The organism is Mycobacterium neumannii (assembly GCF_048452905.1).
GTDB lineage: Bacteria > Actinomycetota > Actinomycetes > Mycobacteriales > Mycobacteriaceae > Mycobacterium > Mycobacterium neumannii_B.
In genome coordinates this window covers 144,961-170,809 of the sequence record NZ_JBCGVF010000002.1, presented here as the reverse complement: position 1 = coordinate 170,809, position 25,849 = coordinate 144,961, and the positions used below count along the sequence as shown (strand labels likewise).

The 25,849-nt window shown below is 67.0% G+C and carries 22 protein-coding genes and 1 pseudogene; 10 read left to right on the top strand and 13 right to left on the bottom strand.

Annotated elements, in window-relative coordinates; genetic code table 11:
* Positions 1-19 precede the first annotated feature (19 nt).
* The 9 genes from mfd (at position 20) to AAHH99_RS05400 (ending at position 11,170) form a co-directional block, all read left to right on the top strand.
* Entirely contained in the window at positions 20-3,664 is a 3,645-nt protein-coding gene (gene mfd, locus AAHH99_RS05440; protein WP_418767753.1) for a transcription-repair coupling factor, read from the top strand.
* A gap of 258 nt (positions 3,665-3,922) precedes the next feature.
* Complete coding sequence (locus AAHH99_RS05435) at positions 3,923-4,492, top strand: hypothetical protein (protein WP_418767752.1); 570 nt, start codon at positions 3,923-3,925, stop codon at positions 4,490-4,492.
* A 167-nt stretch (positions 4,493-4,659) separates the two neighbouring features.
* On the top strand, positions 4,660-5,730 hold the full coding sequence (locus tag AAHH99_RS05430) for a nucleoside triphosphate pyrophosphohydrolase (RefSeq protein WP_418767751.1): 1,071 nt from the start codon (positions 4,660-4,662) through the stop codon (positions 5,728-5,730).
* A gap of 103 nt (positions 5,731-5,833) precedes the next feature.
* Positions 5,834-6,565: a lytic transglycosylase domain-containing protein gene (locus tag AAHH99_RS05425; RefSeq protein ID WP_418767750.1), complete on the top strand. Its 732-nt coding sequence runs from the start codon at positions 5,834-5,836 to the stop codon at positions 6,563-6,565.
* Between the two features lie 85 nt (positions 6,566-6,650).
* Positions 6,651-7,940 (top strand): phosphopyruvate hydratase, encoded by a 1,290-nt coding sequence (gene eno, locus AAHH99_RS05420; protein WP_064426978.1) that lies wholly within the window; start codon positions 6,651-6,653, stop codon positions 7,938-7,940.
* A gap of 14 nt (positions 7,941-7,954) precedes the next feature.
* A complete protein-coding gene (locus tag AAHH99_RS05415; RefSeq protein WP_418767749.1) occupies positions 7,955-8,662 on the top strand; it encodes an FtsB family cell division protein in 708 nt (235 codons plus the stop codon).
* Entirely contained in the window at positions 8,655-9,152 is a 498-nt protein-coding gene (locus tag AAHH99_RS05410; RefSeq protein WP_418767748.1) for a DUF501 domain-containing protein, read from the top strand. Before AAHH99_RS05415 ends, AAHH99_RS05410 begins: the two co-directional genes overlap by 8 nt.
* The gene (locus AAHH99_RS05405; RefSeq protein ID WP_418767747.1) at positions 9,145-10,086 is read left to right on the top strand and encodes an exopolyphosphatase; all 942 of its coding nucleotides are present in this window, start codon (positions 9,145-9,147) and stop codon (positions 10,084-10,086) included. The genes AAHH99_RS05410 and AAHH99_RS05405 overlap by 8 nt, the downstream gene beginning before the upstream one ends.
* A gap of 106 nt (positions 10,087-10,192) precedes the next feature.
* Positions 10,193-11,170: an Acg family FMN-binding oxidoreductase gene (locus AAHH99_RS05400; protein WP_418767746.1), complete on the top strand. Its 978-nt coding sequence runs from the start codon at positions 10,193-10,195 to the stop codon at positions 11,168-11,170.
* On the opposite strand, the gene dosR is transcribed toward AAHH99_RS05400, so the two are convergent.
* The 6 genes from dosR to AAHH99_RS05370 all read right to left on the bottom strand — a co-directional run bounded on the left by dosR (position 11,167) and on the right by AAHH99_RS05370 (position 15,721).
* Complete coding sequence (dosR, locus tag AAHH99_RS05395) at positions 11,167-11,805, bottom strand: hypoxia response regulator transcription factor DosR/DevR (RefSeq protein WP_418767745.1); 639 nt, start codon at positions 11,803-11,805, stop codon at positions 11,167-11,169. The two genes, AAHH99_RS05400 and dosR, sit on opposite strands and share 4 nt — an antisense overlap.
* 22 nt (positions 11,806-11,827) lie before the next feature.
* The gene (locus AAHH99_RS05390) at positions 11,828-12,796 is read right to left on the bottom strand and encodes an Acg family FMN-binding oxidoreductase (RefSeq protein WP_418767744.1); all 969 of its coding nucleotides are present in this window, start codon (positions 12,794-12,796) and stop codon (positions 11,828-11,830) included.
* 16 nt (positions 12,797-12,812) lie between these two features.
* Positions 12,813-13,265, bottom strand: coding sequence for a pyridoxamine 5'-phosphate oxidase family protein (locus tag AAHH99_RS05385; RefSeq protein WP_064419068.1), 453 nt, complete (start codon positions 13,263-13,265; stop codon positions 12,813-12,815).
* Between the two features lie 5 nt (positions 13,266-13,270).
* Positions 13,271-14,680 (bottom strand): WS/DGAT/MGAT family O-acyltransferase, encoded by a 1,410-nt coding sequence (locus AAHH99_RS05380; RefSeq protein WP_418767743.1) that lies wholly within the window; start codon positions 14,678-14,680, stop codon positions 13,271-13,273.
* A gap of 80 nt (positions 14,681-14,760) precedes the next feature.
* Positions 14,761-15,099: a ferredoxin gene (gene fdxA, locus AAHH99_RS05375; RefSeq protein ID WP_418767742.1), complete on the bottom strand. Its 339-nt coding sequence runs from the start codon at positions 15,097-15,099 to the stop codon at positions 14,761-14,763.
* A 169-nt stretch (positions 15,100-15,268) separates the two neighbouring features.
* Positions 15,269-15,721, bottom strand: coding sequence for a DoxX family protein (locus AAHH99_RS05370; RefSeq protein WP_418767741.1), 453 nt, complete (start codon positions 15,719-15,721; stop codon positions 15,269-15,271).
* A gap of 92 nt (positions 15,722-15,813) precedes the next feature.
* Here AAHH99_RS05370 and AAHH99_RS05365 point away from each other — a divergent pair, with 92 nt between their 5' ends.
* Positions 15,814-16,482 (top strand): helix-turn-helix transcriptional regulator, encoded by a 669-nt coding sequence (locus tag AAHH99_RS05365; RefSeq protein WP_418767740.1) that lies wholly within the window; start codon positions 15,814-15,816, stop codon positions 16,480-16,482.
* Positions 16,483-16,500: 18 nt separating this feature from the next.
* Here AAHH99_RS05365 and narI read toward each other — a convergent pair.
* The 7 genes and pseudogenes from narI to AAHH99_RS05330 all read right to left on the bottom strand — a co-directional run.
* Positions 16,501-17,235, bottom strand: a pseudogene (narI, locus tag AAHH99_RS05360) (respiratory nitrate reductase subunit gamma); the annotation flags it as partial.
* Positions 17,234-17,887, bottom strand: coding sequence for a nitrate reductase molybdenum cofactor assembly chaperone (narJ, locus tag AAHH99_RS05355; protein WP_418767739.1), 654 nt, complete (start codon positions 17,885-17,887; stop codon positions 17,234-17,236). The gene narJ and the pseudogene narI, both read right to left, overlap by 2 nt.
* Positions 17,884-19,551, bottom strand: a complete 1,668-nt coding sequence (gene narH, locus AAHH99_RS05350; protein ID WP_418767738.1) for a nitrate reductase subunit beta — start codon at positions 19,549-19,551, stop codon at positions 17,884-17,886. Before narH ends, narJ begins: the two co-directional genes overlap by 4 nt.
* Complete coding sequence (locus AAHH99_RS05345; protein WP_418767737.1) at positions 19,548-23,243, bottom strand: nitrate reductase subunit alpha; 3,696 nt, start codon at positions 23,241-23,243, stop codon at positions 19,548-19,550. Before AAHH99_RS05345 ends, narH begins: the two co-directional genes overlap by 4 nt.
* Positions 23,240-24,460, bottom strand: coding sequence for a nitrate/nitrite transporter (locus AAHH99_RS05340; protein WP_418767736.1), 1,221 nt, complete (start codon positions 24,458-24,460; stop codon positions 23,240-23,242). Before AAHH99_RS05340 ends, AAHH99_RS05345 begins: the two co-directional genes overlap by 4 nt.
* An 88-nt stretch (positions 24,461-24,548) precedes the next feature.
* The gene (locus AAHH99_RS05335; RefSeq protein ID WP_418767735.1) at positions 24,549-24,971 is read right to left on the bottom strand and encodes a DUF4383 domain-containing protein; all 423 of its coding nucleotides are present in this window, start codon (positions 24,969-24,971) and stop codon (positions 24,549-24,551) included.
* Between the two features lie 88 nt (positions 24,972-25,059).
* Positions 25,060-25,542 carry a DUF4383 domain-containing protein gene (locus tag AAHH99_RS05330; RefSeq protein WP_418767734.1) on the bottom strand — a complete coding sequence of 161 codons (483 nt, stop codon included), beginning with the start codon at positions 25,540-25,542 and terminating at the stop codon, positions 25,060-25,062.
* Positions 25,543-25,849: the final 307 nt, after the last annotated feature.

Here is a 25,849-nt window from a genome sequence, read left to right as displayed (position 1 = left end):
TGCCTACGATGGAAGCATCATGACCGCATCGGGGACCCTGTCCGTCCCAACCCCGATCGCCGGGCTCGTCGAACTGGCCCTACGAGATCCCTCCCTCGCCGAGATCTCGCGCCGCGCCGCCGACAAGCCCGCCGATCTCGCCATCGTCGGCCCGGCCGCCGCCCGGGTGTTCGTCGCGTCCGCGATCGCGCACACCTCTCCGCTGGTCGTCGTGACCGCCACCGGGCGTGAGGCCGACGATCTGACCGCCGAACTGCGTGGGGTGTTCGGTGAAACCGTCGCGATGTTCCCTTCGTGGGAGACGCTGCCGCACGAGAGGCTGTCCCCGGGAGTCGACACCGTGGGCGCGCGGCTCATGTTGCTGCGCAAGCTGACCCATCCCGGCGACACGCGTCTCGGACCCCCGCTGCAAGTGGTGGTCACCACCGTGCGGTCGCTGCTGCAGCCGATGGTGCCTGACGTGGCCGACGTCGAACCGGTGACCTTGAGCGTGGGCGTCGAGGCGGAGTTCGACGGTCTGATCGCCCGGCTGGTCGAACTCGCCTACACCCGCGTCGACATGGTTTCAAAGCGCGGCGAGTTCGCGGTGCGCGGCGGCATTCTCGACCTGTTCCCACCGACCTACGAGCATCCGGTGCGCATCGAGTTCTGGGGCGACGAGGTGTCCGAGATACGGATGTTCGCGGTCGCCGACCAGCGGTCGATCACCGAGATCGACATCGAAACGGTCATCGCCGTTCCGTGCCGTGAGGTGCTGCTGACCGACGACGTCCGCGAGCGCGCCGTCGAATTGGCCCGCGAGCACCCCGTTCACGAGAACACGCTGCCCGGCACCGTGCCCGACATGCTGGCCAAGCTGTCCGAGGGCATCCCGGTCGACGGGATGGAGGCCCTGCTCCCGCTGTTGCGTCCCGACGCGCTGTCGACGTTGTCGGATCTGCTGCCCGACGGCATGCCGCTGTTGATCTGCGATCCGGAGAAGGTCCGCACCCGGGCCGCCGATCTGATCAAGACGGGCCGCGAGTTCCTGGAGGCGTCCTGGTCGGCTGCAGCGCTTGGCGGTGGCGAAAACACGGTACCGATCGATCTCGAGTCGCTCGGCGCATCGGGATTCGTCGAACTCGACGATGCGCGCGCCGCGGCCCGCGAGGGCGGCCATCCCTGGTGGACGTTGAGCCAGCTGTCCGACGAATCGGGTTTGGAGGTCGACATCCGGCCCGCCCCGTCGGCACGCGGTTCGCAAGCGAGCATCGGCGAGATCTTCGCCATGCTGCGCGCCCACGTCGCGACGGGTGGTTGCGCCGCGGTCGTCACGCCCGGCGCGGGCACCGCGCAGCGCGTCGTCGAGCAGCTCGCCGAATCCGATGTTCCGGCAGGACTTTTGGAGCTCGGTGGCTCGCTCAAGGACGGCGTCGTCGGCGTGCTCAAGGGCCCACTGCACGACGGTGTGGTGATTCCGGGCGCGAATCTGGTGATCATCAGCGAGACCGACCTCACCGGCAACCGCGCCACCGCCACCGAGGGCAAACGACTGGCCGCCAAGCGGCGCAACGTCGTTGATCCGCTGGCGCTCACCGCAGGCGACCTCGTGGTGCACGACCAACACGGCATCGGCCGGTTCGTCGAGATGACCGAGCGCGTCGTCGGCGGCGCCCGCCGCGAGTACCTGGTGCTCGAATATGCGTCCTCGAAACGGGGTGGCGGCACCGACAAGCTGTACGTGCCGATGGACTCGTTGGACCAGTTGTCCCGCTACGTCGGCGGGGAATCGCCGACGCTGTCGCGGTTGGGCGGCAGCGACTGGACCAACACAAAGACCAAGGCGCGCCGCGCAGTTCGCGAGATCGCCGCCGAACTGGTGTCGCTGTACGCCAAGCGGCAGGCCTCGCCCGGCCACGCGTTCGGCCCCGACAGCCCGTGGCAGGCCGAGATGGAGGACGCGTTCGGCTTCACCGAGACCGTCGATCAGCTGACCGCGATCACCGAGGTCAAGGCGGACATGGAAAAGCCCATCCCTATGGACCGAGTGATCTGCGGCGACGTCGGCTACGGCAAGACCGAGATCGCGGTGCGGGCGGCGTTCAAGGCGGTGCAGGACGGTAAGCAGGTCGCGGTGCTGGTGCCGACGACGCTGCTGGCCGACCAGCATCTGCAGACCTTCTCCGAACGGATGGCGGGGTTCCCGGTCACCGTCAAGGGCTTGTCGCGGTTCACCGACCCGGCCGAATCGCGCGCGGTGCTCGAGGGCATGAAGGACGGCAGCGTCGACATCGTGATCGGTACGCATCGCCTGTTGCAGACGGGTGTGACGTGGAAGGACCTCGGCCTGATCGTGGTCGACGAGGAACAGCGTTTCGGCGTCGAGCACAAAGAACACATCAAGTCGATGCGCACCCACGTCGACGTGCTGACCATGAGCGCCACCCCGATCCCGCGCACGCTGGAGATGAGCCTCGCAGGCATCCGGGAGATGTCGACGATCCTCACCCCGCCCGAGGAGCGCTACCCGGTCCTGACATATGTCGGGCCCCACGACGACAAACAGATCGCCGCCGCGCTGCGCCGCGAACTGTTGCGCGACGGGCAGGCGTTCTACATCCACAACCGGGTCAGGACCATCGACCAAGCGGCCGCGCGAGTTTCGGCACTGGTGCCCGAGGCGCGCGTGGTCGTCGCGCACGGCCAGATGCCCGAGGAACAGCTCGAGCGCACAGTCGAGGGTTTCTGGAATCGCGAATACGACATTCTGGTCTGCACGACGATCGTCGAGACCGGCCTGGACATCTCCAACGCCAATACGTTGATCGTCGAGCGCGCCGACACCTTCGGCCTGTCCCAGTTGCATCAGCTCAGGGGCCGGGTCGGTCGTAGCCGTGAACGCGGCTACGCGTATTTCCTGTATCCGCCGGAGGTTCCGCTCACCGAGACCGCCTACGACCGGTTGGCCACCATCGCGCAGAACAACGACCTCGGCGCGGGCATGGCGGTGGCCATGAAGGATTTGGAGATTCGCGGCGCGGGCAACGTGCTCGGTGCCGAACAGTCCGGACACGTCGCCGGTGTCGGCTTTGACCTCTACGTGCGCCTGGTGGGTGAAGCCGTCGAGGCCTATCGTGCGGCTGCGGACGGCAAGACCGTTGCCGCACCAGAAGAACCGAAGGACGTGCGGATCGATCTGCCCGTCGACGCGCACCTGCCTCCCGATTACATCGGCAGCGACCGGCTGCGCCTGGAGGGCTACCGCCGGCTGGCCGCGGCCCCGGATCAGGAGGCGGTGGACGCGGTCGTCGAAGAGCTCGTCGACCGGTACGGCCCGCTGCCGGAGCCCGCGCGGCGCCTGGTGGCCGTCGCGCGGCTGCGCTTGCTGCTGAAGGCGTACGGCGTTACCGAGGTCAGCTCGGTGTCGGAGTCGACGGTGCGGCTCTCGCCGCTGCAGCTGATGGACTCCCAACAACTGCGGCTCAAGCGGATGTATCCGAGCGCCGGCTACCGAGCGACCACATCGACGGTGCAGGTGCCGATACCGCGTGCCGGCAACGGTATCGGCGCACCGCGTATCCGCGACCTCGAACTGGTGCAGATGGTCGCCGACCTGATCTTGGCGCTGGACGGCAAACCGCAGGGCAGCGTCGACATTATTTCGAGCCCGAATTCGACCATCTGACCGCCTGGTCATCCGCAGTTTCGCGGGTAGCTGGACCAATTCGAATCGGCCACCGCTGATAACGCCGCGGCGGCTTGATCCGACATACACGTCGGGGGGTCAAGGTGTTGCTTGCCTTCTGAACCGAGGGAAGTCGTCCAATCCGGGGGCGTCGATCACCTGACACAGGTGGTCAAGCAATTTCCTAAACCGAACATCACGCGATCGCACCGACCTGGTTGGTGCGCGTCGCGGTGACGCAAGGCGAAGGAGTTCAACATGAATCTCAAGAAGATGGCTGTGACCACCACGATGACCGGTGCACTCGGGCTCGGCGCGCTCGGTTTGAGCGCGGGGCTCGCGCAGGCCCAACCGGACCTGCCGCAGCCGCCTCCGATCCCGGTTCCCGAGGTCAATGTGCCGGATGTGAACGTTCCTGGTGTGAATGTGCCCGATGTGAACGTTCCTGGTGTGAATGCGCCCGATGTGAACGTTCCGAGCGTCAACGTGCCGGATGTGAACGTTCCGAGCGTGAACGTTCCCGATGTGAATGTTCCGCGGGTGAACCTGCCCGATGTGGATGTTCCGCGGGTGAACGCTCCCGATGTGGAGCTGCCTGAGGTGCAGTTCCCTGAGGTGGACGACTACTTCAAGCTCCCGCACGGGCACATCCCGCCGGGGCAGCTGAAGAACTCGCCGTTCATCAACGGGGTTCCCAATCCGTTCTACGGAATTCCGCCCGGGCAGCTGAAGAAGCTTCCGGATGTGAAGGGGATCGTCAACCCGTTCTTTGATGAGAAGCCGGGTCACTGGGTCCTCCCGGATGAGCCGTTCGAGCCGGTGTCCTGAGCATCCGATACGGACACGATGGCCGTCCTGCCGCCCGGCAGGGCGGCCATCGCCGGTCGGGGGCGCTCGAAAGCGGGCAGCCAGGTTCGCCGACTTCGGCGTTCGACGAGGTGTTGGTATAACCGAGATCAGCGGATCCATCAGAAGGCGTGAGGGGGTGTAACCCGATGACCGTCGTTTTGGTTGACCCCCGGCGCCCGTCCCTGATCCCGATCGACGCGATCGACCTGCTGGCCGGCGACGTCCAGTACACCGAGGAGATGCCGATCAAGGTGCCCTGGTCGTTGCCCTCGGCGCGGCCCGCCTACGAGGGTGAGGATGCGCCGGTGCTGCTGTCCTCGGACCCCGAGCACCCCGCGGTCAAGGCGCGGTTGGCGGCCGGGGACAGGGTGATCTCTGCGCCCGAGGCCGCTCCGGGCGAACGCCTTGTCGACGCCGTCGCGATGATGGACAAACTGCGCACCTCAGGGCCGTGGGAGAGCGAACAGACGCACGACTCGCTTCGCCGCTACCTGCTCGAGGAAACCTACGAGGTGTTCGACGCCGTGCACAGCGGTGACGCTCACGCGCTGCGCGACGAACTCGGAGACGTGTTGCTACAGGTGCTTTTTCACGCCCGCATCGCCGAAGAAGCACCACATAACTCGTTCGGCATCGACGACGTCGCCGATGCGCTGGTACGCAAGCTGGGCAACCGCGTACCCGCGGTGCTCGCCGGGGAGCCGATCTCGCTGGACGACCAGCTCGCCCAGTGGGAGGAGCGCAAGGCGCTGGAGAAGAAGGCGAAGCGGGCGCATTCCGCGATGGACGACGTGCCGACCGCTCAGCCCGCTTTGGCGTTGGCGCAGAAGGTGATTGAGCGCGTGAGCGCCGCTGGACTGCCTGCGGACCTGATTCCCCACGCGGTCACGTCGGTGACGGTGGCGGTGGGCAGCGATGCCGAGAACGCTTTGCGTTCGGCTGTTTTGGAGTTCATGGATACGGTGCGACGCGCGGAGCGGGCGATCGCCGTCGACCGTCGCGGTGACGATGTGCCCGAGGAGCTCGACGCCAGCTCGCTCGGCGCCGTGACCGAAGCCGAGTGGCGCGCGCACTGGCCGTCCGACCGCGGGGACGAAACAGACGGCGAGGCCGACGCGATGGAACCAGATGAGACCAACGACGACGCCGATGAGACCACAGAGGCAGAGGTGGCAGATGAGGCTGCTGAGGCCGAAGTGGCCGATTCGGCGTCCTGACCCCGTGAAGAATTTGTGCACCCGAATCGCTCCCGACGCTGAGCCGCGACGTCCCGAACACGTGGGACCATGGGCAGCGACCGAAGTTGGTTGAGGGAGTTTGGTGTCGCCGGTGCGTTGGCTGCGTGCTGTCGCCGTTCTAGGAGCGACGGCGCTGCTCTTGGCTTCTAGCTGCTCGTGGCAGCTCGGGACGCCCATCCCTGAGGGCGTGCCGCCGCCACCGGGCGACCCGGTGCCTCAGATCGACACCTACGCCAAGGGTCGACCCGCCGATCAGCTTCACGAATGGGCGGCCGAACGCGCTCCCAAGCTGGGTATCCCGGTCGCCGCGCTCGAGGCGTACGCCTATGCGGCCCGGGTGGCGGAGGTGGAGAACCCGGACTGCAAGCTGGCCTGGACGACGCTGGCCGGGATCGGCCAGGTGGAAAGCCATCACGGCACCTACCGCGGCGCGGTGATCGGCGCGAACGGCGACGTCGAACCACCCATTCGGGGGGTGTGGCTCGACGGCACCAACGGCAACCTCGAGATCTTCGACGACTCCGCGATCAGCCATGACGGCGACTCGAAGCATGCCCGCGCGATGGGCCCGATGCAGTTCATCCCTGAGACGTGGGGCCACTACGGCGTCGACGCCAACAACGACGGGCAGGTCAGCGCCGACAACATGGACGACGCCGCGCTGTCGGCAGCGGGCTACCTGTGCTGGACCGGCAAGGACCTGGCCACCCCGCGCGGATGGATGAACGCGTTGCGCGCCTACAACCATTCCGACCAGTACGCGCGGACGGTGCGGGACTGGGCGACTGCTTACGCCAACGGGCACCCCCTCTAGACACGCCTGCCGAACAGGAAGGCTCTAGGCTCGTCGGTTGACGCGAAAACATCTCGCCCCCACCGAGGACACCAAGGAGACGCCAGTGCCCACTATCGATCAGGTCGGAGCCCGAGAGATCCTCGACTCCCGGGGAAACCCGACGGTCGAGGTTGAGGTCCTGCTGGGCGACGGGTCGTTCGCCCGCGCCGCCGTGCCGTCGGGCGCCTCGACGGGTGAGCACGAAGCCGTCGAACTCCGCGACGGCGGCTCACGGTACGGCGGGAAGGGCGTCGAGAAGGCGGTCGAGGCCGTGCTCGACGAGATCGCCCCGGCCATCATCGGGCTGCAGGCCGACGACCAGCGCCTCGTCGACCAGGCGCTGCTCGACCTCGACGGCACACCCGACAAATCACGGCTCGGCGCCAACGCGATCCTGGGCGCTTCGCTGGCCGTGGCCAGGGCGGCGGCCCATGCGGCCGACCTCGATCTGTTCCGCTACCTCGGCGGCCCGAACGCCCACATCCTCCCGGTGCCGATGATGAACATCCTCAACGGCGGCGCACACGCCGACACCGGAGTCGACGTGCAGGAGTTCATGGTCGCGCCGATCGGTGCGGCGTCGTTCAAGGAGGCGCTGCGCTGGGGTGCGGAGGTCTACCACTCGCTGAAGTCGGTGCTCAAGGCCCAGGGCCTGGCGACCGGTCTCGGCGACGAAGGCGGATTCGCTCCCGACGTGGCGGGCACGACGGCCGCGCTCGACCTGATCCTGTCGGCCATCGACTCCGCCGGGTTCAAGGCGGGCTCGGACGTCGCGCTCGCCCTCGACGTGGCCGCGACCGAGTTCTACGCCGACGGGCAGGGCTACAAGTTCGAGAACGAGGTGCGCACCGCCGAGCAGATGGGCACCTTCTACGCGGGTCTGCTCGACGCCTATCCGCTGGTGTCGATCGAGGACCCGCTCTCCGAAGACGACTGGGACGGCTGGGTCGCGCTGACGTCGGCCATCGGGGACCGCGTGCAGCTCGTCGGCGACGACCTGTTCGTCACCAACCCGGAGCGACTCGAGGACGGCATCCAAAAGGGCGCCGCCAACGCGCTCTTGGTGAAGGTGAACCAGATCGGCACGCTGACCGAGACGCTCGATGCGGTGGCGCTCGCCCACAACAGCGGCTACCGCACGATGATGAGCCACCGCAGCGGCGAGACCGAGGACACCACGATCGCGGACCTCTCGGTTGCGGTGGGCAGCGGCCAGATCAAGACCGGCGCGCCGGCCCGCAGTGAGCGCGTCGCCAAGTACAACCAGCTGCTGCGCATCGAGGAGAACCTCGGCGACGCCGCCCGCTACGCCGGCGACCTCGCCTTCCCGCGGTTCGCCATGGAAGCCAGATAGCCCGGTAACGGCCCGTGCCCGAAGCGAAACGGCCCGACCCCAAGCGCCGGTCACCGACCTCCCGACCCGGGAAGTCGGGCAAGGCAGGCGGTGCGGGGAAGGGTCGTCCGCGGGTCGCCGCACGCCGCGAGGCACGTACCACCGACTCGCGGCCCGCGACCGAGGCAGCGGCCGATGCCCCGACCAAATCCCAGGAAACCGGCGTCGTCATCCGGCGCGCCATCGCGGAATCGGCCGAGCAACAGTCCGAGCAACGGTTCGGGTCCGCGGCCCGGCGCGCGGCCATCCTCGCGGTGGTGGTGTGCGTGCTGACGCTGACGATCGCCGGGCCGGTCCGCACCTATTTCGCACAGCGCACGGAGATGAAGCAACTCAGAGCGACCGAACAGCAACTGCGGGCCCAGATCGCCGAGCTCGAACAGCAGAAGGTGAAGCTGTCCGACCCGGTGTTCATCGCCGCCCAGGCCCGCGAACGGCTCGGTTTCGTGATGCCCGGTGAGATTCCGTATCAGGTGCAGCTGCCTCCGGGCGCGGTGGTGCCCGGCACACCCGATCAGGAACCAGAAGCCGTCAACCGCGGTCAGCCGTGGTACACCGCGCTGTGGCACACGATCGCCGATGAGCCGCATGGGATCACACCCGGTCCAATGCCCGGAGCGCCACCGACCACACCCGGTGCGCCCCCACCGCCGACTCCCGCCCCGCCCGCTCCCGGTGGTTGACCCCGCAGACCTCGACGCCGTCGAGCGCCAGCTCGGACGCGCGCCGCGCGGTGTTCTCCAGATCGCCTACCGGTGTCCAAACGGTGAGCCCGGCGTCGTCAAGACCGCGCCGAAACTGCCTGACGGCACGCCGTTTCCGACGTTGTACTACCTCACCCACCCGGTGTTGACCGCCGCCGCGAGCAGGCTGGAATCGTCGGGCATGATGCGAGAGATGACCGAGCGGCTGCAGATCGACGCGGATCTGGCGCGGGCGTACCGCAAGGCGCACGAGTCCTATCTCGCCGAGCGCGATGCGATCGAACCTCTCGGGACGACGTTCTCCGGTGGCGGCATGCCGGACCGGGTCAAGTGCCTGCACGTGCTGATCGCCCACTCGCTGGCGAAGGGCCCGGGCCTCAATCCGTTCGGCGATGAAGCGCTTGCGGCGCTGGCCGACGATCCCGCGATGGAAGGCATCATCGATCCGGAAAGGTGGGCCCATGAGTAGGGTCGGTGCGATTGACTGCGGTACCAACTCCATCCGCCTGCTGATCGCCGACCAGGTCGATGGCAAGTTGGCCGACGTGCACCGCGAGATGCGCATCGTCCGATTGGGTCAAGGTGTCGACGCCACAGGACAATTCGCGCCGGAGGCACTGTCGCGCACGGAGTCGGCGTTGGCCGACTACGCCGAGCTGATGCGCCACCACGGCGTCGACGACGTCCGGATGGTGGCGACCTCGGCGACCAGGGATGCCGCCAACCGCGAGGTCTTCTTCGCGATGACGGCCGAGGTGCTGGGTGCCGTCGTGCCCGGTGCGGTCGCCGAGGTGATCACCGGCGCCGAGGAGGCCGCGTTGTCGTTCAACGGTGCAGTCGGCGAATTGGATTCGGCGGCAGCGCCTTTCGTGGTCGTCGACTTGGGCGGCGGATCGACCGAAGTGGTGCTCGGTAGCGACGAGATGACCGCAGGCTATTCGGCCGACATCGGATGTGTCCGGCTCACCGAACGCTGCCTGCACTCGGACCCGCCGACCGCAGAGGAGATCACCGCGGCGCGTGACGTGGTGCGAGAGGGGCTGCACGAGGCGTTTCGGGCGGTGCCCGTCGAACAGGCCCGCACCTGGGTGGGCGTGGCAGGCACCATGACCACGCTGTCGGCGCTGGCGCAGAAGATGCCCGTCTACGACTCGGATGCCATTCACCTGTCCCGCGTTCGGTTCGGCGAACTGCTGAACGTGTGCGAGGAGCTGATCGCGATGCCGCGAGCCCAACGCGCGCAGCTGGGGCCGATGCACGAGGGCCGCGTCGACGTCATCGGCGGCGGGGCGATCATCGTCGAAGAGCTGGCGGCCGCGCTGCAACAGCGGGCGGGTATCGAGGAGCTGACGGTCAGCGAGCACGACATCCTCGACGGCATCGCGCTGTCGATCGCCGGCTGACTGCCGACCTCGTCCCCTCGCATCGGGGACCTTCGTCACTAGCTGCGGACCCCGCCTTGCGGCCACTGTGGATACAAGAACACTGACGCAGGAGAGCAGGACCGCCATGAACGCTCATTTCCCCGACCGGGACACCGTGCGAACCGCGTTGTCGCTGGCAACCAGGGCGCCGTCCATCCACAACTCGCAGCCGTGGCTGTGGCGGGTGGGCGACGAAAGCCTGCACCTGTACGCGGATCTGGACCGCCGGCTACCCAATGCCGATCCGGACAGCCGCGACCTGCACCTCAGTTGTGGGATCGCCCTGCACCACGCCGTCGTCGCGCTGGCGGCGCTGGGCTGGCACGCCCGGGTCCACCGGTTCCCCAACCCGGCAGAACCGCAGCACCTAGCCGCCATCGAGCTGAGCCCTCAGCCGGCAGGCGAACTCGACATCGTTCTGGCGGCGGCGATCCCGAGGCGCCGCACCGACCGTCGCCTCTACAACTCCTGGTCCGTCCCGGAGGCCGACATCGCCTTGATGGGCGCGAGGGCGGCGCGTTACGGCGTCATGCTCAGGGAAGTCGCACAGCTGCCCAAGCTGCAACATGTTGTGGCGCAAGCGGTCCGGGAGCACGCCGCCGACGGCGCGTATCTGCGCGAGCTGACCGCATGGAGCGGACGGCATGCGTCGGTGGCCGGTGTGCCTGCCAGGAACACCCCGCTGTCGGATCCCCACGCCGCGATACCTGCCAGGCACTTCGCCGGTCCCGCCCTGGCCCAGCCGCCCGACGCGTCACCCGAGGACGACTCGGCGACGGTGCTGGCGCTGGGAACCAAGGACGACACGCCGTTGGCGCGGCTGCGCGCGGGTGAGGCATGCAGTCTCGTCCTGCTCTCGGCGACCGCGCTGGGCCTGGCGAGCTGTCCGGTGACCGAACCGCTGGAGATCGTCGAGACCCGGGAAGCCTTGCGGGAGGACGTTTTCGGCGATTACGGCTACCCCCAGATGCTGTTGCGCGTGGGTTGGGCGCCGGTGAACGCCGATCCGCTCCCGTCCACGCCGCGGCGCGCGCTTGCCGATGTGGTGGAGTGGTTGGACTAGTTTTGCTGGCGGTCCAACTTGGACACGAACACCGCGGCCTGCGTCCGGCGCTCCATACCGAGTTTCGCGAGCAACCGCGATACATAGTTCTTGACGGTCTTCTCCGCCAGGAACATCCGTGCGGCGATCTGCCTGTTGGTCAGGCCTTCGCCGAGCAACCCGAGCAGCGTGCGCTCCTGGTCGGTCAACCCGGAGAGGGGATCCTTGCGGTCGGCCGAGCCGCGCAACTTTGCCATCAACGCCGCCGCTGCGCGGTTGTCGAGAAGCGATCTGCCTGCGCCGACATCCTTGATCGCCTGCGCGAGCTCCATGCCCTTGATGTCCTTGATGACGAACCCGCTGGCGCCTGCCAGGATCGCATCGAGCATGGCCTCGTCGGAGGTGTACGAAGTCAACATCAGGCAGCGCAGGTCGGGGAGATCGGACAGCAGGTCGCGGCACAGTTCGATTCCGTTGCCGTCGGGAAGCCGGACGTCGAGGACGGCGACATCGGGCCGGACCGCGGGGATCCTGACCATCGCCTCTGCGACCGATCCAGCCTCGCCGACCACCGCGAGTTCGGGGTCCGACCCGAGCAGGTCGACCAGTCCGCGGCGGACGACTTCATGGTCGTCGACCAGGAAGACCGTGACCATGTGAGCCCTTCCGATCAGCGCCTCAGCGGCGAATCTCCATCACTTCCCGCACCGACCGTCTCGGTGTCGGTGCCGGCGTGTTTTCGATCGTCGGCGCTTTGCCCACCCGAATCAAGGCCTGGGGGACCGCGTCGCGTCCCGTCAGCCGGCGGATGGCGTCGCGTCCGGCCTCCACTTCGGTGAGATGTGTCATCGTGCAGGTCGCCAATCCGGCGGCCGTGAGGTCGAGCAATATCGTCGACAGCGCCTGACCACTGGTGAACGCGTCCTCGCGGGTGTCCGCCGGCGTCGACAGCACGACGATGTCCGCCTCGTCGAGCGCGGTTCCGCCTCGGCGGTCGAGGTGACCGCTGGGCCGGAAGCTCCGGTTGACGCCCACGCGCCGCCGTTCGGACTCCGACACCAGTGCGCTGGGCGGAATGCCTTCGGAGAGCCGGAAAGGCGCGGTCCACCACTGCAATTCGCCGTGGTAGCGATCGTCGTGCGAACGCAGCGACTCGGTGAGCCGGGACGCCTCGGCCAGCTCGAGATGCGTTGGGGCCTGCAGCGTGTCGACGAAGGTTCCCTCGGGTCGGCTCGACAGCACGACGTCGAGGGTATCGTCGGGCGCCCGGAACGGCAGACGGTCGGTGCGGCGGGTCAGGATGGCGTCGGCGCGGTTCCGTGCGCTCGGTGTGACGGGCGCCGGGGCGCAGACGTGGACCGACGCGAGATGCTCGGGCCTGTCCGGGTCAGGGAACGTCTCGACCGAGGTGTCCCAGCCGGCGGCGGCCATCGCGACGCGAAAGTGGTCGAGCGCTGCACCGCAGGCGATCAGGGCTTCACGCCCCGAGCTGTCGGCCGAGCGGATCACCCGGGAGCGGTCGGCATGCAGCTCGATCGTGGTCTTGCCGATCACCCATCGCCACGGTTGGCTGTTGTGCAGGGACGGGGCCCGGCACGCCAACTCGACCGCGGTGACGACGACCTCGATGTCGATCGTCGTGGGCATGGCCGGCCTCGCGGTCTCAAGATGTGACGGCATCATGGTCGGTGCTCCGGTACTGCGGGAGGCCGCGTTCACGAAACCGGCGGCCGGTCATCTTCTCGGTGCGGATCCGCACGAAGTGGTCCCGGCGACCGTCGACCCACGGCTGCAGGAATGTTCCTGACAACTCCACCAATTCGTCGACGTCGGTGATTGGTTCGGCGTGCCCGACGACGGTGACGCTCCAACCGGTCCGCAGGTCCGCGTCGAGCTCATCGGCCTGGAAGGCCACGACCTGGTTGTCGGTCGCGGCCGCCAACTTCGGTCCGCCCGCGACCCGGATCACCACGTCGTCATGCCAGAGCCGGAAGTTCACCGGCTGCACCGCGGGCAATGCGTCCTCGGTGAAAACCAGCCTGCCCACCCGTACGCCGCCGAGCAGGTCCAGACACTGCCTGCGGTTGAGGGTCTCCAGTTCTTGACCTTTGGTCATCGTCATCAGCCTCCTTGGACCAGAGCGAGGGTGCCGACCGGTGTGCAACGCCAGTGTCCGTTGCTCAGGTCGGCCAGTCGGGTAACGGCGCGCTGGATGCCGTCGGCGAGTTCGTTGACATCGGGTGCGGCGTCGTAATCGCCGATGATGCCGAACCCGAGGTGGTCGGCGTAGCTGAGGATCGCGATGCCGGTTCGCAGCCGAAGTGCGAGTGGGGGAATCGGCAGCAGCCGAATGACTTCGCGCCCCTTGAGCCGTATCCGCTTGCGGGGGCCGGGCACATTCGTGGCCAGTGTCACGATGCCGCGCTGGGGAAGCCGGGTCAGGGTCCGAACCGCCCACGCCGTCAGCGGGAACGGAATCGCGTTGGCCGCGGTGACGAAGAGGTTTCCGGCCTCGCGTTGTCCGCTCGCCTTGGACTTGCCCAGTCGTGCGTGCACAGTTTGCAACTGCTGGATCGGGTCGTCCTTCTCGACGGGGAGGTAGGGCAACATCACCGATACCCGGTTGTCGGGTTCGCCCGCCGCATCGGCGGACCGCACCGACACCGGCACCAGGGTGCGCAGCGACGTGCGCCCGGGGTTCTCACCGCGACGCAGCAGGATGGTGCGGAAGCTGTCGGTGATCGCAGCCAGCGCGACATCGTTGACCGTGACGTCGAACCGCTCACAGATGTGGTGCACTTCCGGCAGCGAAACCTCGACAGAGGCGTAGCGTCGCATATCGGTCACCGGACCGGTCAGCGACGACGGCGATGCCGGCCGCAGCAGCCCGCCGGCGATCTCGACGGCCCCGTGCAGCGCCTGGGTCGCGGTGGTGGTCATGTCGCGAGACGTCCGCCACGCGGATGCCATCCAATCGACCGGATTGAGCGAAAGAGCCGGCAGGCGCCAGGGTTTCGCCTTTGGTTGAGCACCGCTGAGCGCCGTCGCGAACGCCTCGGTGCCCTGTTCGTCGCACAGATGGGCAAGCAGATGCGTGGCCGCGACCCCGTCGGCGATGCAGTGGTGGATCTTCATCAGAATCGCCCACCGGTTGTGGGCCAGGCCGTCGACGACCCAGCACTCCCACAGAGGCCGCTCGCGGTCCAGTCGCCGCTCCATCACTTCGGCGGCCCAGCGGAACAGCGCGGCATCGTCGCCGGGCCGGGGCAGCGCCGCCCGACGGATGTGATGGGAGACGTCGACTCCCGCGTCCTCCACCCACTCCGGTGCGCCGAGGTCGAGTGGATGGGTGCGCAGTATCTGCCGGAAGCGCGGGACGGCCATCACGCGTTCGGTGAGATCGGCGACGAGCGAGTCGAATTCGGGCATCGGCCCGGCGAGCACGGCGATCGCCCCGATCGCAAGGCTCACGTGAGGGTCGGAGTCTTCGGCGTGTAGGAATCCGGCGTCCAGGGTGGTGAGCTGCTCCATACCCTTACTGTCGGCGACCGGCGGATGTGGCAGTAGGGCCTTAGGTCCCTACTTCACCAAGCCCAAGTCCGACGCCGTGATCAGCGCGGCGGCATGCCCGCCACGAGGGGTGTGTCGGCACCGACCGCGCCGAGTTTTGCGGCGCCACCCGGCGAACCCAGGGGCGCATCGCGGCCCGGCAGGACCTCGGTGAAGAACGCGGCGTTATCGGCGAGGTGGCCGCGCTCGTCGTCGGGCAGATCGGTCTCGAAATAGATCGCGCCCTCTTCACACGCCAGCTTGCACGCGCCGCAGTCCACGCACTCGTCGGGATTGATGTAAAGCGACCTCGCGCCTTCGTAGATGCAATCGACCGGGCATTCGGGCACACAGGACTTGTGCATCACGTCCACGCACGCACTGCTGATCACATAGGTCATGGCCGCAGTGTAGGAACGGCCGGCCGCGGTCGTCGCGGGTCGAAGGCATGTTGCTTCGAGGACCAAAGTCCCTGGCGCAGGGCCAAAACCGGTGCAATCAAGTGTGGGCACGAGCTCGGCGGACATCCGAGCTCGTGCCACGCTCACCATCAGCTGCGGGTTATGTATCTCAACGCGTAGCGCGGGTGTGCAGCGGCGCGTCGTACACCGAGGCCAGCCGGCCCAGCGTCAACGCGCCCAGCAGTAGGCCGAAGTCGCGCAACGCGACGTCGTAGAACCCGGGGTAGGTGACCAGGTTGACGATGATGCCCGCGAGCCAGAGGGCGACGACGTACGCGGCGTATCGCGGTTTGACCGCGACCGCGATGCCGGCCACGATCTCGACCACGCCGACGATCAACATCGTCTGGTGCGCGGTGAGCGGGCTGATGTCGACGATCCACGGCGCGAGGTAACCCTCCCAGTCGGTCAGCACGTTGGTGAACTTGTCGAGGCCCATCACGATCGGCAGAACCGAGAACCCGATCCGCAGAATGAGGTAGGCCGCGTAGACGGAATCGGTGCGGACGCGCAGCAGCGGGCTCGCCGAGTGGTCGGTTGAGGGCGCATTCGAGGTGGTCATGGCGCCGTTCCTTTCTATAAATAAATACTATGTCTTTTAGAGCACACCCTTTGCCGCGGTTTGTCAAGAGTTTTTAGTGATAGAATTTCGGCGTGGTCTCGCAGTTCGCCGACCCCGCCTCTTTGGCGGCGTTGACCAGCCTGGACGATCCGATTCGCCGTCGGCTGTACGAGTTCGTCGTTGAGCGCGACGAGCCGGTCTCCAGGGAGGCGGCCGCCGCGGCGGTCGGCATCGGCCGCACCCTGGCGGCGTATCACCTGGACAAGCTCGCCGACGGTGGGTTGCTGGCCGTCAGCTATCAGCGCCCCGCCGGCCGTGGCGGTCCCGGCGCCGGACGGCCGGCCAAGCTCTACGCCAGGACCGCGGAGGAGATCGTGGTCAGCGTTCCACCGCGCGACTATCTGCTGCTCGCTCGGCTGCTGGTCTCGTCGATCGAGCAGGATGCCGGAGGCGCGGTGCGCTCGGCCCTGGGCACGGCCGCCCGCGAAACCGGGCGCCAGGCCGCGGTCGCCGCCGACGGTGACGTGGTGGTCGCGCTGCGCGACTGCGGTTATCTACCCCAGTCGGATGCCGACGGCTGTATCACCTTGCGCAACTGCCCGTTTCACTCGGTGGCGAAGGACCACCTGGAGGTGGTCTGCGGGCTGAACCTCCAGCTCGTCGAGGGTGTGATCGACGGCAGTTCAGCGCCCGACGCGCGCGCGGAGCTCAACCCTTCAGAAGGCCGGTGCTGCGTGCTGGTTCACGGCGCATCGGGTTGACACGCTCCCGACCGCAGGTCACCAACCGCGGCGGTGCGGGCGCGAACCGACCAGCTCACCCTTGTCGATGACATCACGGCTGCGGTAGACGATGTAGGGCCGGAACAGGTAGCCGATGGGTGCGCTGAACACATGGACCAGCCGCGTGAACGGCCACAGGCAGAACAGCACCAGCGCGATGATCACGTGGATGTGGAACCACAGCGGCGCCTGGGCCATCAGGTCGCCGCGCGGTTGCAGCATCCAGATGGACCGGAACCAGGGCGACACCGTCTGCCGGTAGTCGTGTTCGGCGCCGACGGGGGTCGCACCGATCAGGGTGCACGCGAGGCCCGCCACGATCGCCATCACCAGGACCAGGTACATCACCTTGTCGTTGGCGGTGGTGGCGAGGAAGACCGGCCCGGTGGTGCGGCGGCGGAACACCAGCAGCGCGATACCCGTCAGCGTGGTGACGCCGGCTATCGCGCCGAGCACCATCGCCTGGATGTGGTAAGCGTGATCACTGAGTCCGATTGCGTCGGTCCATGATTCGGGAATCACCAGACCGATGATGTGTCCGACGATCACCACCAGGATGCCGAAGTGGAACATCGGGCTGCCGATGCGCAACAGCCGTGATTCGTACAGTTGCGACGAACGGGTGGTCCAACCGAACTTGTCGTAGCGGTACCGCCACCAGATTCCGACCGCGACGATCGCCAACGTCACGTAGGGCACCACGTCCCAGAAGATCTCCCAGCCCGACATGTCAACCTCCTTGTGCGCGTCGTGGCGGCACGGTCAACGTAAACGGTTGTAGACCAACCGATTCGGCGGGCGGTCCGGCGGCGGCCAGTCGTCGAGCCCGTTGGATGTCCTGCTCGCTACGGGCCGGAAGCGTTTCGCAGACGGCGGCCACGGCGTGTGCGTACGGGGATTCGGACTGCTGCAACGCATCAAACAGCAGGTCGATCGGGGCCCGGTGCTCGACGAGCAGGCGCCGCCCCGCCGCGGGGTCAACGGTGGCGGCGAACTCGAGTACCACGGGCAGGTAGTCGGGGGCCTCGCGTTCCGGCGGGCTGACGCCCGCCTCCCGGTAGGTGCGAGCGAACGCCAGCATGTGGTTGCCGCGGTTGCGAGTGTCGCCCGCCGTCCAGTACGTCAGGTACATCGTTGTGCGCCTTCGCATGTCGAAGGTGTCCACATAGTCGACCTGTGCTTGCATCGGGTCCTTGGTGCGCAACGCCGCGATCGTGCTGGCCAGGAGGTCTGCGGTCGCGGCGGGAAGGTGCGCCAGCAGTTCCTCGACGGTGGCCAGCCGCTCGGCCTGCTGGTCGTCCGGATAGGTCAACAGCAAGGCGGCCGCCTGCCACACGAGGCGGTGCTCGAGGGTCGACTCCCGTCTGCTCCTGAGCAGTTTCATCGGTCGGCGCTCCGCTCGGGAAAGATCCCGCTGGGTTCGCCCCTGCCGTCCCAGTTGAGCAGGTTCACCCGCGACGGGCGCGACTCGGTGACCGCGATGCCCTCACTGGTCTGCCGGTGGTGCAGCGCATGGAAGCTCTCCACCGCGACGGGCACCGGGCCGCCGCTGGCCTCGCCGAACGGCCCCGACTCGTACATGCCGGGTCCGCCCTCGAACGACAGCGAGCAACCCGGTTCTTCGAGCGCCTGCGCCTCGAGGGCGTGCGCATCAGCGACGTAGGCGGTCGGAATGACGTAGCGCTCTTCGTATTTCGCCAGTGCCAGCAGCCGGTACATCTCGTAGATCTGCTCCTCGGACATGCCGACCGCCTGCGGGATGTGGGGCTGGGTCTCCCGGCCCAGGTTGATGTCGCGCATGTAGGACCGCATCGCGGCAAGCCGCCGCAGCACGCCTTCGACCACCGCGGTGTCCCCGGCCGTGAACAGCCCGGCGAGGTACTCGATCGGAATGCGCAGCGCTTCCAAAGCGCCGAACAGGTTTCCGAGCGCCTCACCGTCATGGCCGTCGCGGGCGACCGCGTCGACCACGGGGGACAGCGGCGGGATGTACCAGACCATCGGCATCGTCCGGTACTCGGGATGCAGTGGCAGCGCAACCTGATAGCGGTGAATCAGTGCGTACACCGGCGAGCGCTGGGCGGCCTCGATCCACTCCTCGGAAATGCCCTCCGCGTGGGCGCCGGCGATGACCTCGGGATCGTGCGGGTCCAGGATGATCGACTTCTGCGCCTCGTAGAGGTCGGTGTCCTTCTCGGTCGCCGCCGCCTCGAGCACCCGGTCGACGTCGTAGAACACCAGGCCCAAATACCGCAACCGGCCGACGCAGGTCTCCGAGCACACCGTCGGCAGCCCGACCTCGATACGCGGGTAGCAGAACGTGCACTTCTCGGCCTTGCCGGTCTTGTGGTTGAAATAAACCTTCTTGTAGGGACATCCGGACACACACATCCGCCAGCCGCGGCAGCGGTCCTGGTCGACGAGCACGATGCCGTCCTCGGATCGCTTGTAGAGCGCCCCCGACGGGCACGACGCGACGCACGAGGGATTCAGGCAGTGCTCGCAGATCCGCGGCAGGTAGAACATGTACGTCTGCTCGAGTTCGAGGCGGACCTGGTCGTTCACCTTCTGCAGCACCGGATCTCCGGCCACGATCTCCGGTGAGCCGCCGAGGTTGTCGTCCCAGTTCGCCGACCACTGAACCTTCATCGGTTCACCGCTGATCAAGCTGCGGGGTGGGGCAACCGGCATGTGCTCACCCAACGGCGCGTTCGTCAGGTTCTCGTAGTCGTAGGTCCACGGCTCGTAGTAGTCGTTGATGCTGGGCATCTTGGGATTGGCGAAAATCCGCAACAGCTTGCTCAGCCGTCCGCCGTCGCGCAGCCTCAACCGACCCCTGCGGTCGCGTATCCATCCGCCACGCCACCGCTCCTGATCCTCGTAGGTCCGCGGATAACCCTGGCCCGGACGGGTTTCGACGTTGTTGAACCAGACATACTCGGTGCCGGGCCGGTTGGTCCATGCCTGTTTGCAGGTGACCGAGCAGGTGTGGCAGCCGATGCATTTGTCGAGGTTCATCACCATCGCCATCTGCGCCATGACTCTCATTCGTAGACCACCTCCTGGTTGCGACGCCGCACCACGGTCACCTCGTCGCGTTGGTTGCCGGTCGGACCGAGATAGTTGAACGCGAACGCCATCTGCGCGTACCCGCCTGCGAGATGGCTCGGCTTGATCAGCAGCCGGGTCAGCGAATTGTGGATACCTCCGCGCTTCCCGGTGGTCTCGCTGAGCGGCACATCGATGGTGCGCTCCTGCACGTGGTAGACGAACACCACGCCCTCGGGCATCCGATGCGACACGATCGCACGGCACACCAGCACACCGTTGCGGTTCACCGCCTCGACCCAGTCGTTGTCGCGCACCGATATCTTCGCCGCGTCGGCCGGACTCATCCACATCGTCGGCCCGCCGCGCGACAGCGACAACATGAACAGGTTGTCCTGATACTCCGAGTGGATCGACCACTTCGAATGCGGGGTCAAGTAGCGCACCGTCAGCGCCACACCGTCGTGGTCACCCACCGCGTTCTCGCCGAACAGCCGCGACATGTCCAGCGGCGGACGGTAGACCGGCAGCTGCTCGCCGAGTTCCTCCAGCCAGTCGTGGTCCAGGTAGAAGTGCATCCGGCCGGTCAGCGTGTGGAACGGTTTGAGTTCCTCGATGTTGATGGTGAACGGCGCGTAGCGGCGCCCACCGGTCTCGCTGCCCGACCACTCCGGGCTGGTGATCACCGGAACCGGCCGCGCCTGGGTGTCGGCGAACGTGATGCGGCGCTCCTCACTTCCGCCGGCCAGATGGACCAGTCGACGCCCGGTCCGCCGTTCCAATTCGTGGAACCCTTCGACGGCCAGCCGGCCGTTGCTGGTGCCGGACAGTGCCAGGATCGCCTCGGCCATCCGTTCGGCGGTGTTGATCGCCGGACGGCCTTCTGCGCGACCGGAGCTCATCACACCGAACTTGGCCGCGAGTTCATCGACCTCCTTGTCGGGTCGGACGGTGACACCTTTGGTGGTCAGCCCAAGTTTCTCGACCAGCGGCCCCAGCGCCGCCCACTTCTGGGCGATCGCCGGATAGTCACGCTCCACCACGGCGATCGGTCCCATGGTCTTACCGGGTACCGGGATGCTCCCGTCGGTGCGCCAATCCTGCTCGACACCACCGGGATACGCCATCGCGCCGGGAGTGTCGTGCTGCATCGCGCCGAGTACCACATCGGTGCGCACACCCAGATGTTTGGCCGCGAGCCCGCTGAACACCCGGGCGATCGCACCGAAAGCCTCGAAGTCGGAATGGGTTTCCCACGGCGGGTCGACGGCGGGGTTGAACGCGTGCACGTAGGGGTGCATGTCGGTGCTGGACAGGTCGTGCTTCTCGTACCAGGTGGCGGCGGGCAACACCACGTCGGACAGCAACGTCGTCGACGTCATTCGGAAGTCGATCGACATCAACATGTCGAGCTTGCCCTCGGGTATGTCGTCGGTCCACGATATATCGTTGGGCCGCACCGCCTCCGGCGTCGGCTCGGCCTGAAGGTTCGAGTCGGTGCCGAGCAGATGACGCAGGAAGTACTCGTTGCCCTTACTCGACGAGCCCAGCAGGTTGGCGCGCCAGACCGACAGCACCCGGGGCCAGTTCGACGGGTTGTCCGGGTCGGTGACGGCCAGTTTTAGCCCGCCGTCGGCGAGCTTCTCGGTGACGTAGGTGGAAATGTCCTCACCGGCGGCGCGGGCCTCGTCGGCCACGTCGAGGCTCGAGCGGTCGAACTGCGGATAGAAGGGGCTCCAGCCCATGGCTGTGGATGCGGCGAGCACGTCCATGGTGTGGCGGTCCCGGAACCGGCCGCGGCCCAGAGGACTGGACAGCGCGTCGGCCCGGTAGCCGTCGTAACGCCACTGATCGGTGTGGACGTACCAGTACGAGGTGCCCGGCATCTGTCGCGGCGGCCGCGACCAGTCGGTGCCCATCGCCAGCGCCGACCATCCCGTGACCGGGCGGCACTTCTCCTGCCCGACATAGTGCGCCCAGCCGCCGCCGTTGCGACCCATCGCGCCGGTGAGCAACACCAACGCCAGCACCGCCCGGTAGGTGGCATCGCCGTGGAACCATTGGCATATTCCGGCGCCCATGATGATCATCGACCGGCCGCCGGACTCCTCGGCGTTGCGGGCGAACTCGGTGGCGATCCGAATGGCTTGTGATGCAGCCACTCCGGTGATCGACTCCTGCCAGGCGGGGGTGTACGGCTTGGGATCGTCGTAGCCGGTCGGCCAGTCACCGGGTAGGCCTGGCCGGGCCACGCCGTACTGCGCAAGCATGAGGTCGAACACCGTGCACACCAGGTGTTCGCCGACCCGTCGCACCGGCACGCCGCGGACCAATGTCTCGCCGTGGCCGTCGAAGGTGTCGAATCGCGGTAACGCCACTTCGGCGGTCTCCCCGCCCTCCGCGGACAGCACCGTCAACGCCGGTACGAGATCACCCAGTTCGAGGTTCCACTTGGTGACGCCGTCGTCGCCGAAGCGGAATCCCAGTGAGCCCTGCGGTACGGCCACGGAGTCGGTCGCGCCGTCGAGCAGCACCGGTTTGAAGGCCGCATTCTCCTGCGCCGCCGCTTCACCGCCGAGGTCGGCCGCGGTCAGGTTCTTCCCGGGAACGAGCCTGCCGTCGCGGTCTTCGAGCTTGACCAGGAACGGCAGGTCGGTGAACTTGCGGACGTAGTCGACGAAGAACGGAACGCGCTGTTTGACAAAGAATTCCGAGAGCACGACGTGGCCCATCGCCATGGCCAACGCACCGTCGGTGCCCGCGGCGCATGGCATCCACTCGTCAGCGAACTTGGTGTTGTCGGCGTAGTCGGGGCTGACGCTGACGACCTTCGTGCCGCGGTAGCGCACCTCGGTCATCCAGTGCGCGTCCGGCGTACGGGTGACCGGCACGTTTGAACCCCACATCATCAGATATGAGGCGTCCCACCAGTCGCCGGATTCCGGTACGTCGGTCTGGTCACCGAAGACCTGCGGGGAAGCCACGGGTAGGTCGGCATACCAATCGTAGAAGGACGTCATCACGCCGCCGAGCAGTTCGATGAACCGCGAACCCGCGGCGAAGGAGACCATCGACATCGCGGGGATGGGGGAGAACCCCGCAATCCGGTCGGGCCCGTACTGTTTGATCGCGTGTATGTGGGCCGCGGCGATCATCTCGGTCGCCTCGGCCCAACTGACCCGCAACAGACCGCCTTTGCCTCTTGCCCGTTGGTAGCGCCTGCGGCGTTCGGGGTCGTTCTGGATATCGGCCCATGCGAACACCGGATCCGACAGACGCGACTTCGCCTCGCGGTACATCCGGACGAGTTCGCCACGCGCGTACGGGTAACGCACTCGCGTCGGCGAGTAGGTGTACCAGGAGAACGCCGCACCGCGCGGACAGCCGCGAGGCTCGTACTCCGGCCGGTCCGGTCCCACCGACGGGTAATCGGTCTCCTGGGTTTCCCAGGTGATGATGCCGTCTTTGACATAGATCTTCCACGAGCACGAGCCCGTGCAGTTGACGCCGTGCGTGGAGCGGACCACCTTGTCGTGGCTCCACCGGTCGCGGTAGAAGATGTCGCCTTCGCGGCCGCCGCGGCGGTGGATGGTTCGCCCGTCGTCGGAAGCCTCACCGGGAGTGAAGAATCGGCCGCTGCGTTCGAGCAGTTCTTCGATCGGGCCGCCGATGTGGGGCGGGGTGATCGTCACCGTGGGGCCTCCTTCGATTGCGGCTCACGAGCGTGCAGCCGCAGTGCGGTGTAGGCGAACGCGATCAACGCGGTCACCACGAGCAGGATCAGACCGACCGAGTAGTCGTTCTCGACCGAGTCATAGGTCGAGCCCATTACCAGCGGCGGGAAGTATCCGCCTAAACCACCTGCGGCCGAGACGATTCCGGTGATGGAGCCGACGGACTTCGCAGGTGAGCGGCGAGCCACCCACGCGAACACGCCGCCGGTGCCGATACCGAGGAATACAGCCAGCGCGATGAAGGTGGCGGCCGACCACACGTCCGGCGGCGGTTGCAGTATGGCGATCAGCGCCATCAGCGCGGTGCCGGCGAAGGAACCCAGCACGACGTACTTCGGCGCGATCCGGTCGGCCAGCGCCCCGCCGACCGGACGTGCTAGGACGGCGGCGAGCGCGAACCCTGCCGTGCGCGCGCCGGCGTCGACGGCCGAGAAGTGGTAGATCGTCTTGATGTAGGTGGGCAGATAGTTGCTGAACGCGACGAACCCGCCGAACACGATGGCGTACAGGAACGACATCTCCCAGGTGACGCGGAGTTTGGCCGCTGCCTTCAGCTTGGGCATCACCCGATCGGTGTTGGGCGCGAAGGTCGGTGAGTCGTGCATCAACACCAGGCACAGCGCCGCGGTGATCGCCAACGCGACCGCGATGATCACGTGGGTGGGGAAGAGGCCGAACCAGCCGACGAACCGGGGCGTGAAGAACGCCGAGAGCGCGGTGCCCACCATGCCCATCCCGAAGACCCCGGTGGCGAATCCACGGCGCGAGGGGTCATACCAGTTGTTCGCGAACGGAATGCCGACGGCGAAGATCGTGCCTGCGATGCCCAGGAAGAAGCCGCACACCAGCAGCATCGGATACGAGCCTGCCGACCCCGCGGCGCCGACCGCCAGCACCGGGATGATCGAGACCAAAGAGATCGCGATGAACAATGCGCGCCCGCCGAACCGGTCGGTCAGCGAACCCACGACGATCCGCCCGAGCGCGCCCACCAGGATCGGTGTGGCCACCAGCATCGAGGCCTCGGAGCTGCTCAGCGACAGATCGCCCGCGTACGTCGTCGAGAGCGGGCCGATCATGTTCCATGCCCAGAAGTTGATGGCCGAGACCCAGGTGGCCAGCGCTAAGTTGATGCCCCGCCGCGCGCCGGTGTCCGGCGTGGTCGCCGTACTCACTCACCCAGACAACCACGTGTCAAAGGCGCCCGCGTGGCTTTCGGGTAAAACTGCTACACGATGTAGTACAGGCTGTGCAATCTTCGGTCTAGGCGCGAATTCGTCTGCGGCGCTTGGTTGGGTCGTGCTGACCGGCGAGTGTCAGCCCGAGAATCGACATGACGACACCCAGACCGAACCACATCCAGTCAAACGCGTTGGCGACAGCGTATCCGTACGCGAACAGCGCGAAGTAGGCCAACCCGGCGCCGAGGAAGTATGCGCGCGCGGCCGCGTAGGTGCGTGCCATCACAAGCCCCAGTGCTCCGATCACCAGGTTGGCCACGTTGCTCAGTCCGGACACCGACATCATGCCGAGCAGGCTCGCGCCGGATCGGTGGTCGGCCCACGCCAACCGGTCGTAGGCCTGGGTCACGCCAGGGATGAAGCCGAGGGCGCCGAGGAGGATCAGGGCGACACCGACGATCATCGCCGCCGCCTGCACGGCCATGTACTTCGGTGGTCTTGCCATCCCTCGCCTCCGTCCACAGGGTTATTGACGGACTCGCAGGTGATACCCGCCGGGGGCCGTCGCTAACCGGCGCGAGGCGGCGTGGACGCTACCGCGTGTTCCGGTTCAACGCGGTGTTGGCGTCGCGGCGGCGTGACAGCAGCACGCCCAGCGCGATCATTGCGACCCCGAGGAACAGATGAAGCCCGTTGTCGGCGGTGTTCAACGGCACGAAGTTCGCCGAGCTGTCATGGTCGATGACCACGCCGTACAGGAAGAGCAGCAGGTAGATGACTCCGCCGCCGATCAAGTAGATGCGGGCCGCATCGAACGTTCGCGCCATCAGCACACCGGCCACGCCGAACAGCAGGTGCACGATGTTGTGCAGGATCGAGACGTTGAAGATCCCGAGCAGCATGGCCCCGGAGTGGTGGCCCGCGAATGTCATCGTGTCGTAGTTCGTCGTGATTCCCGGGACGAAGCCCAAGATGCCGACCAGCAGGAACACTGCGCCGACGGCAAGGGCAGCCTTCTGGACATGTGAGCCGTACCGGGAGGCGGTGGTCGGGCCCGGTGGGTGGCTGCTGACCATGATGAGTTCCTTTCTTCGAGTGAGCGCAGGGCTACCCTCGGAAAGGCGGCGCAAACGTGGACGCGCGTAACGAGATCGGCACGGCCGAAGCCGCGGCTCAGGCTCTTGTGGTCTCGCCTGGACCGATCACGTCCGGTGCCGGACTACTTCTTGATGTAGCAGTTAGGCGGGTTCCCGCAGTGATGACCTTGATCGCACTTGTGGCAGTGGCAGGTACAGCCGCTCTTGGCCTTGACCGCAGATGTACGCATCGCGAATCAACTCCTTTGTTGTGAGCCGCGTGCGTCGGGCGGGCACGGACTCACCA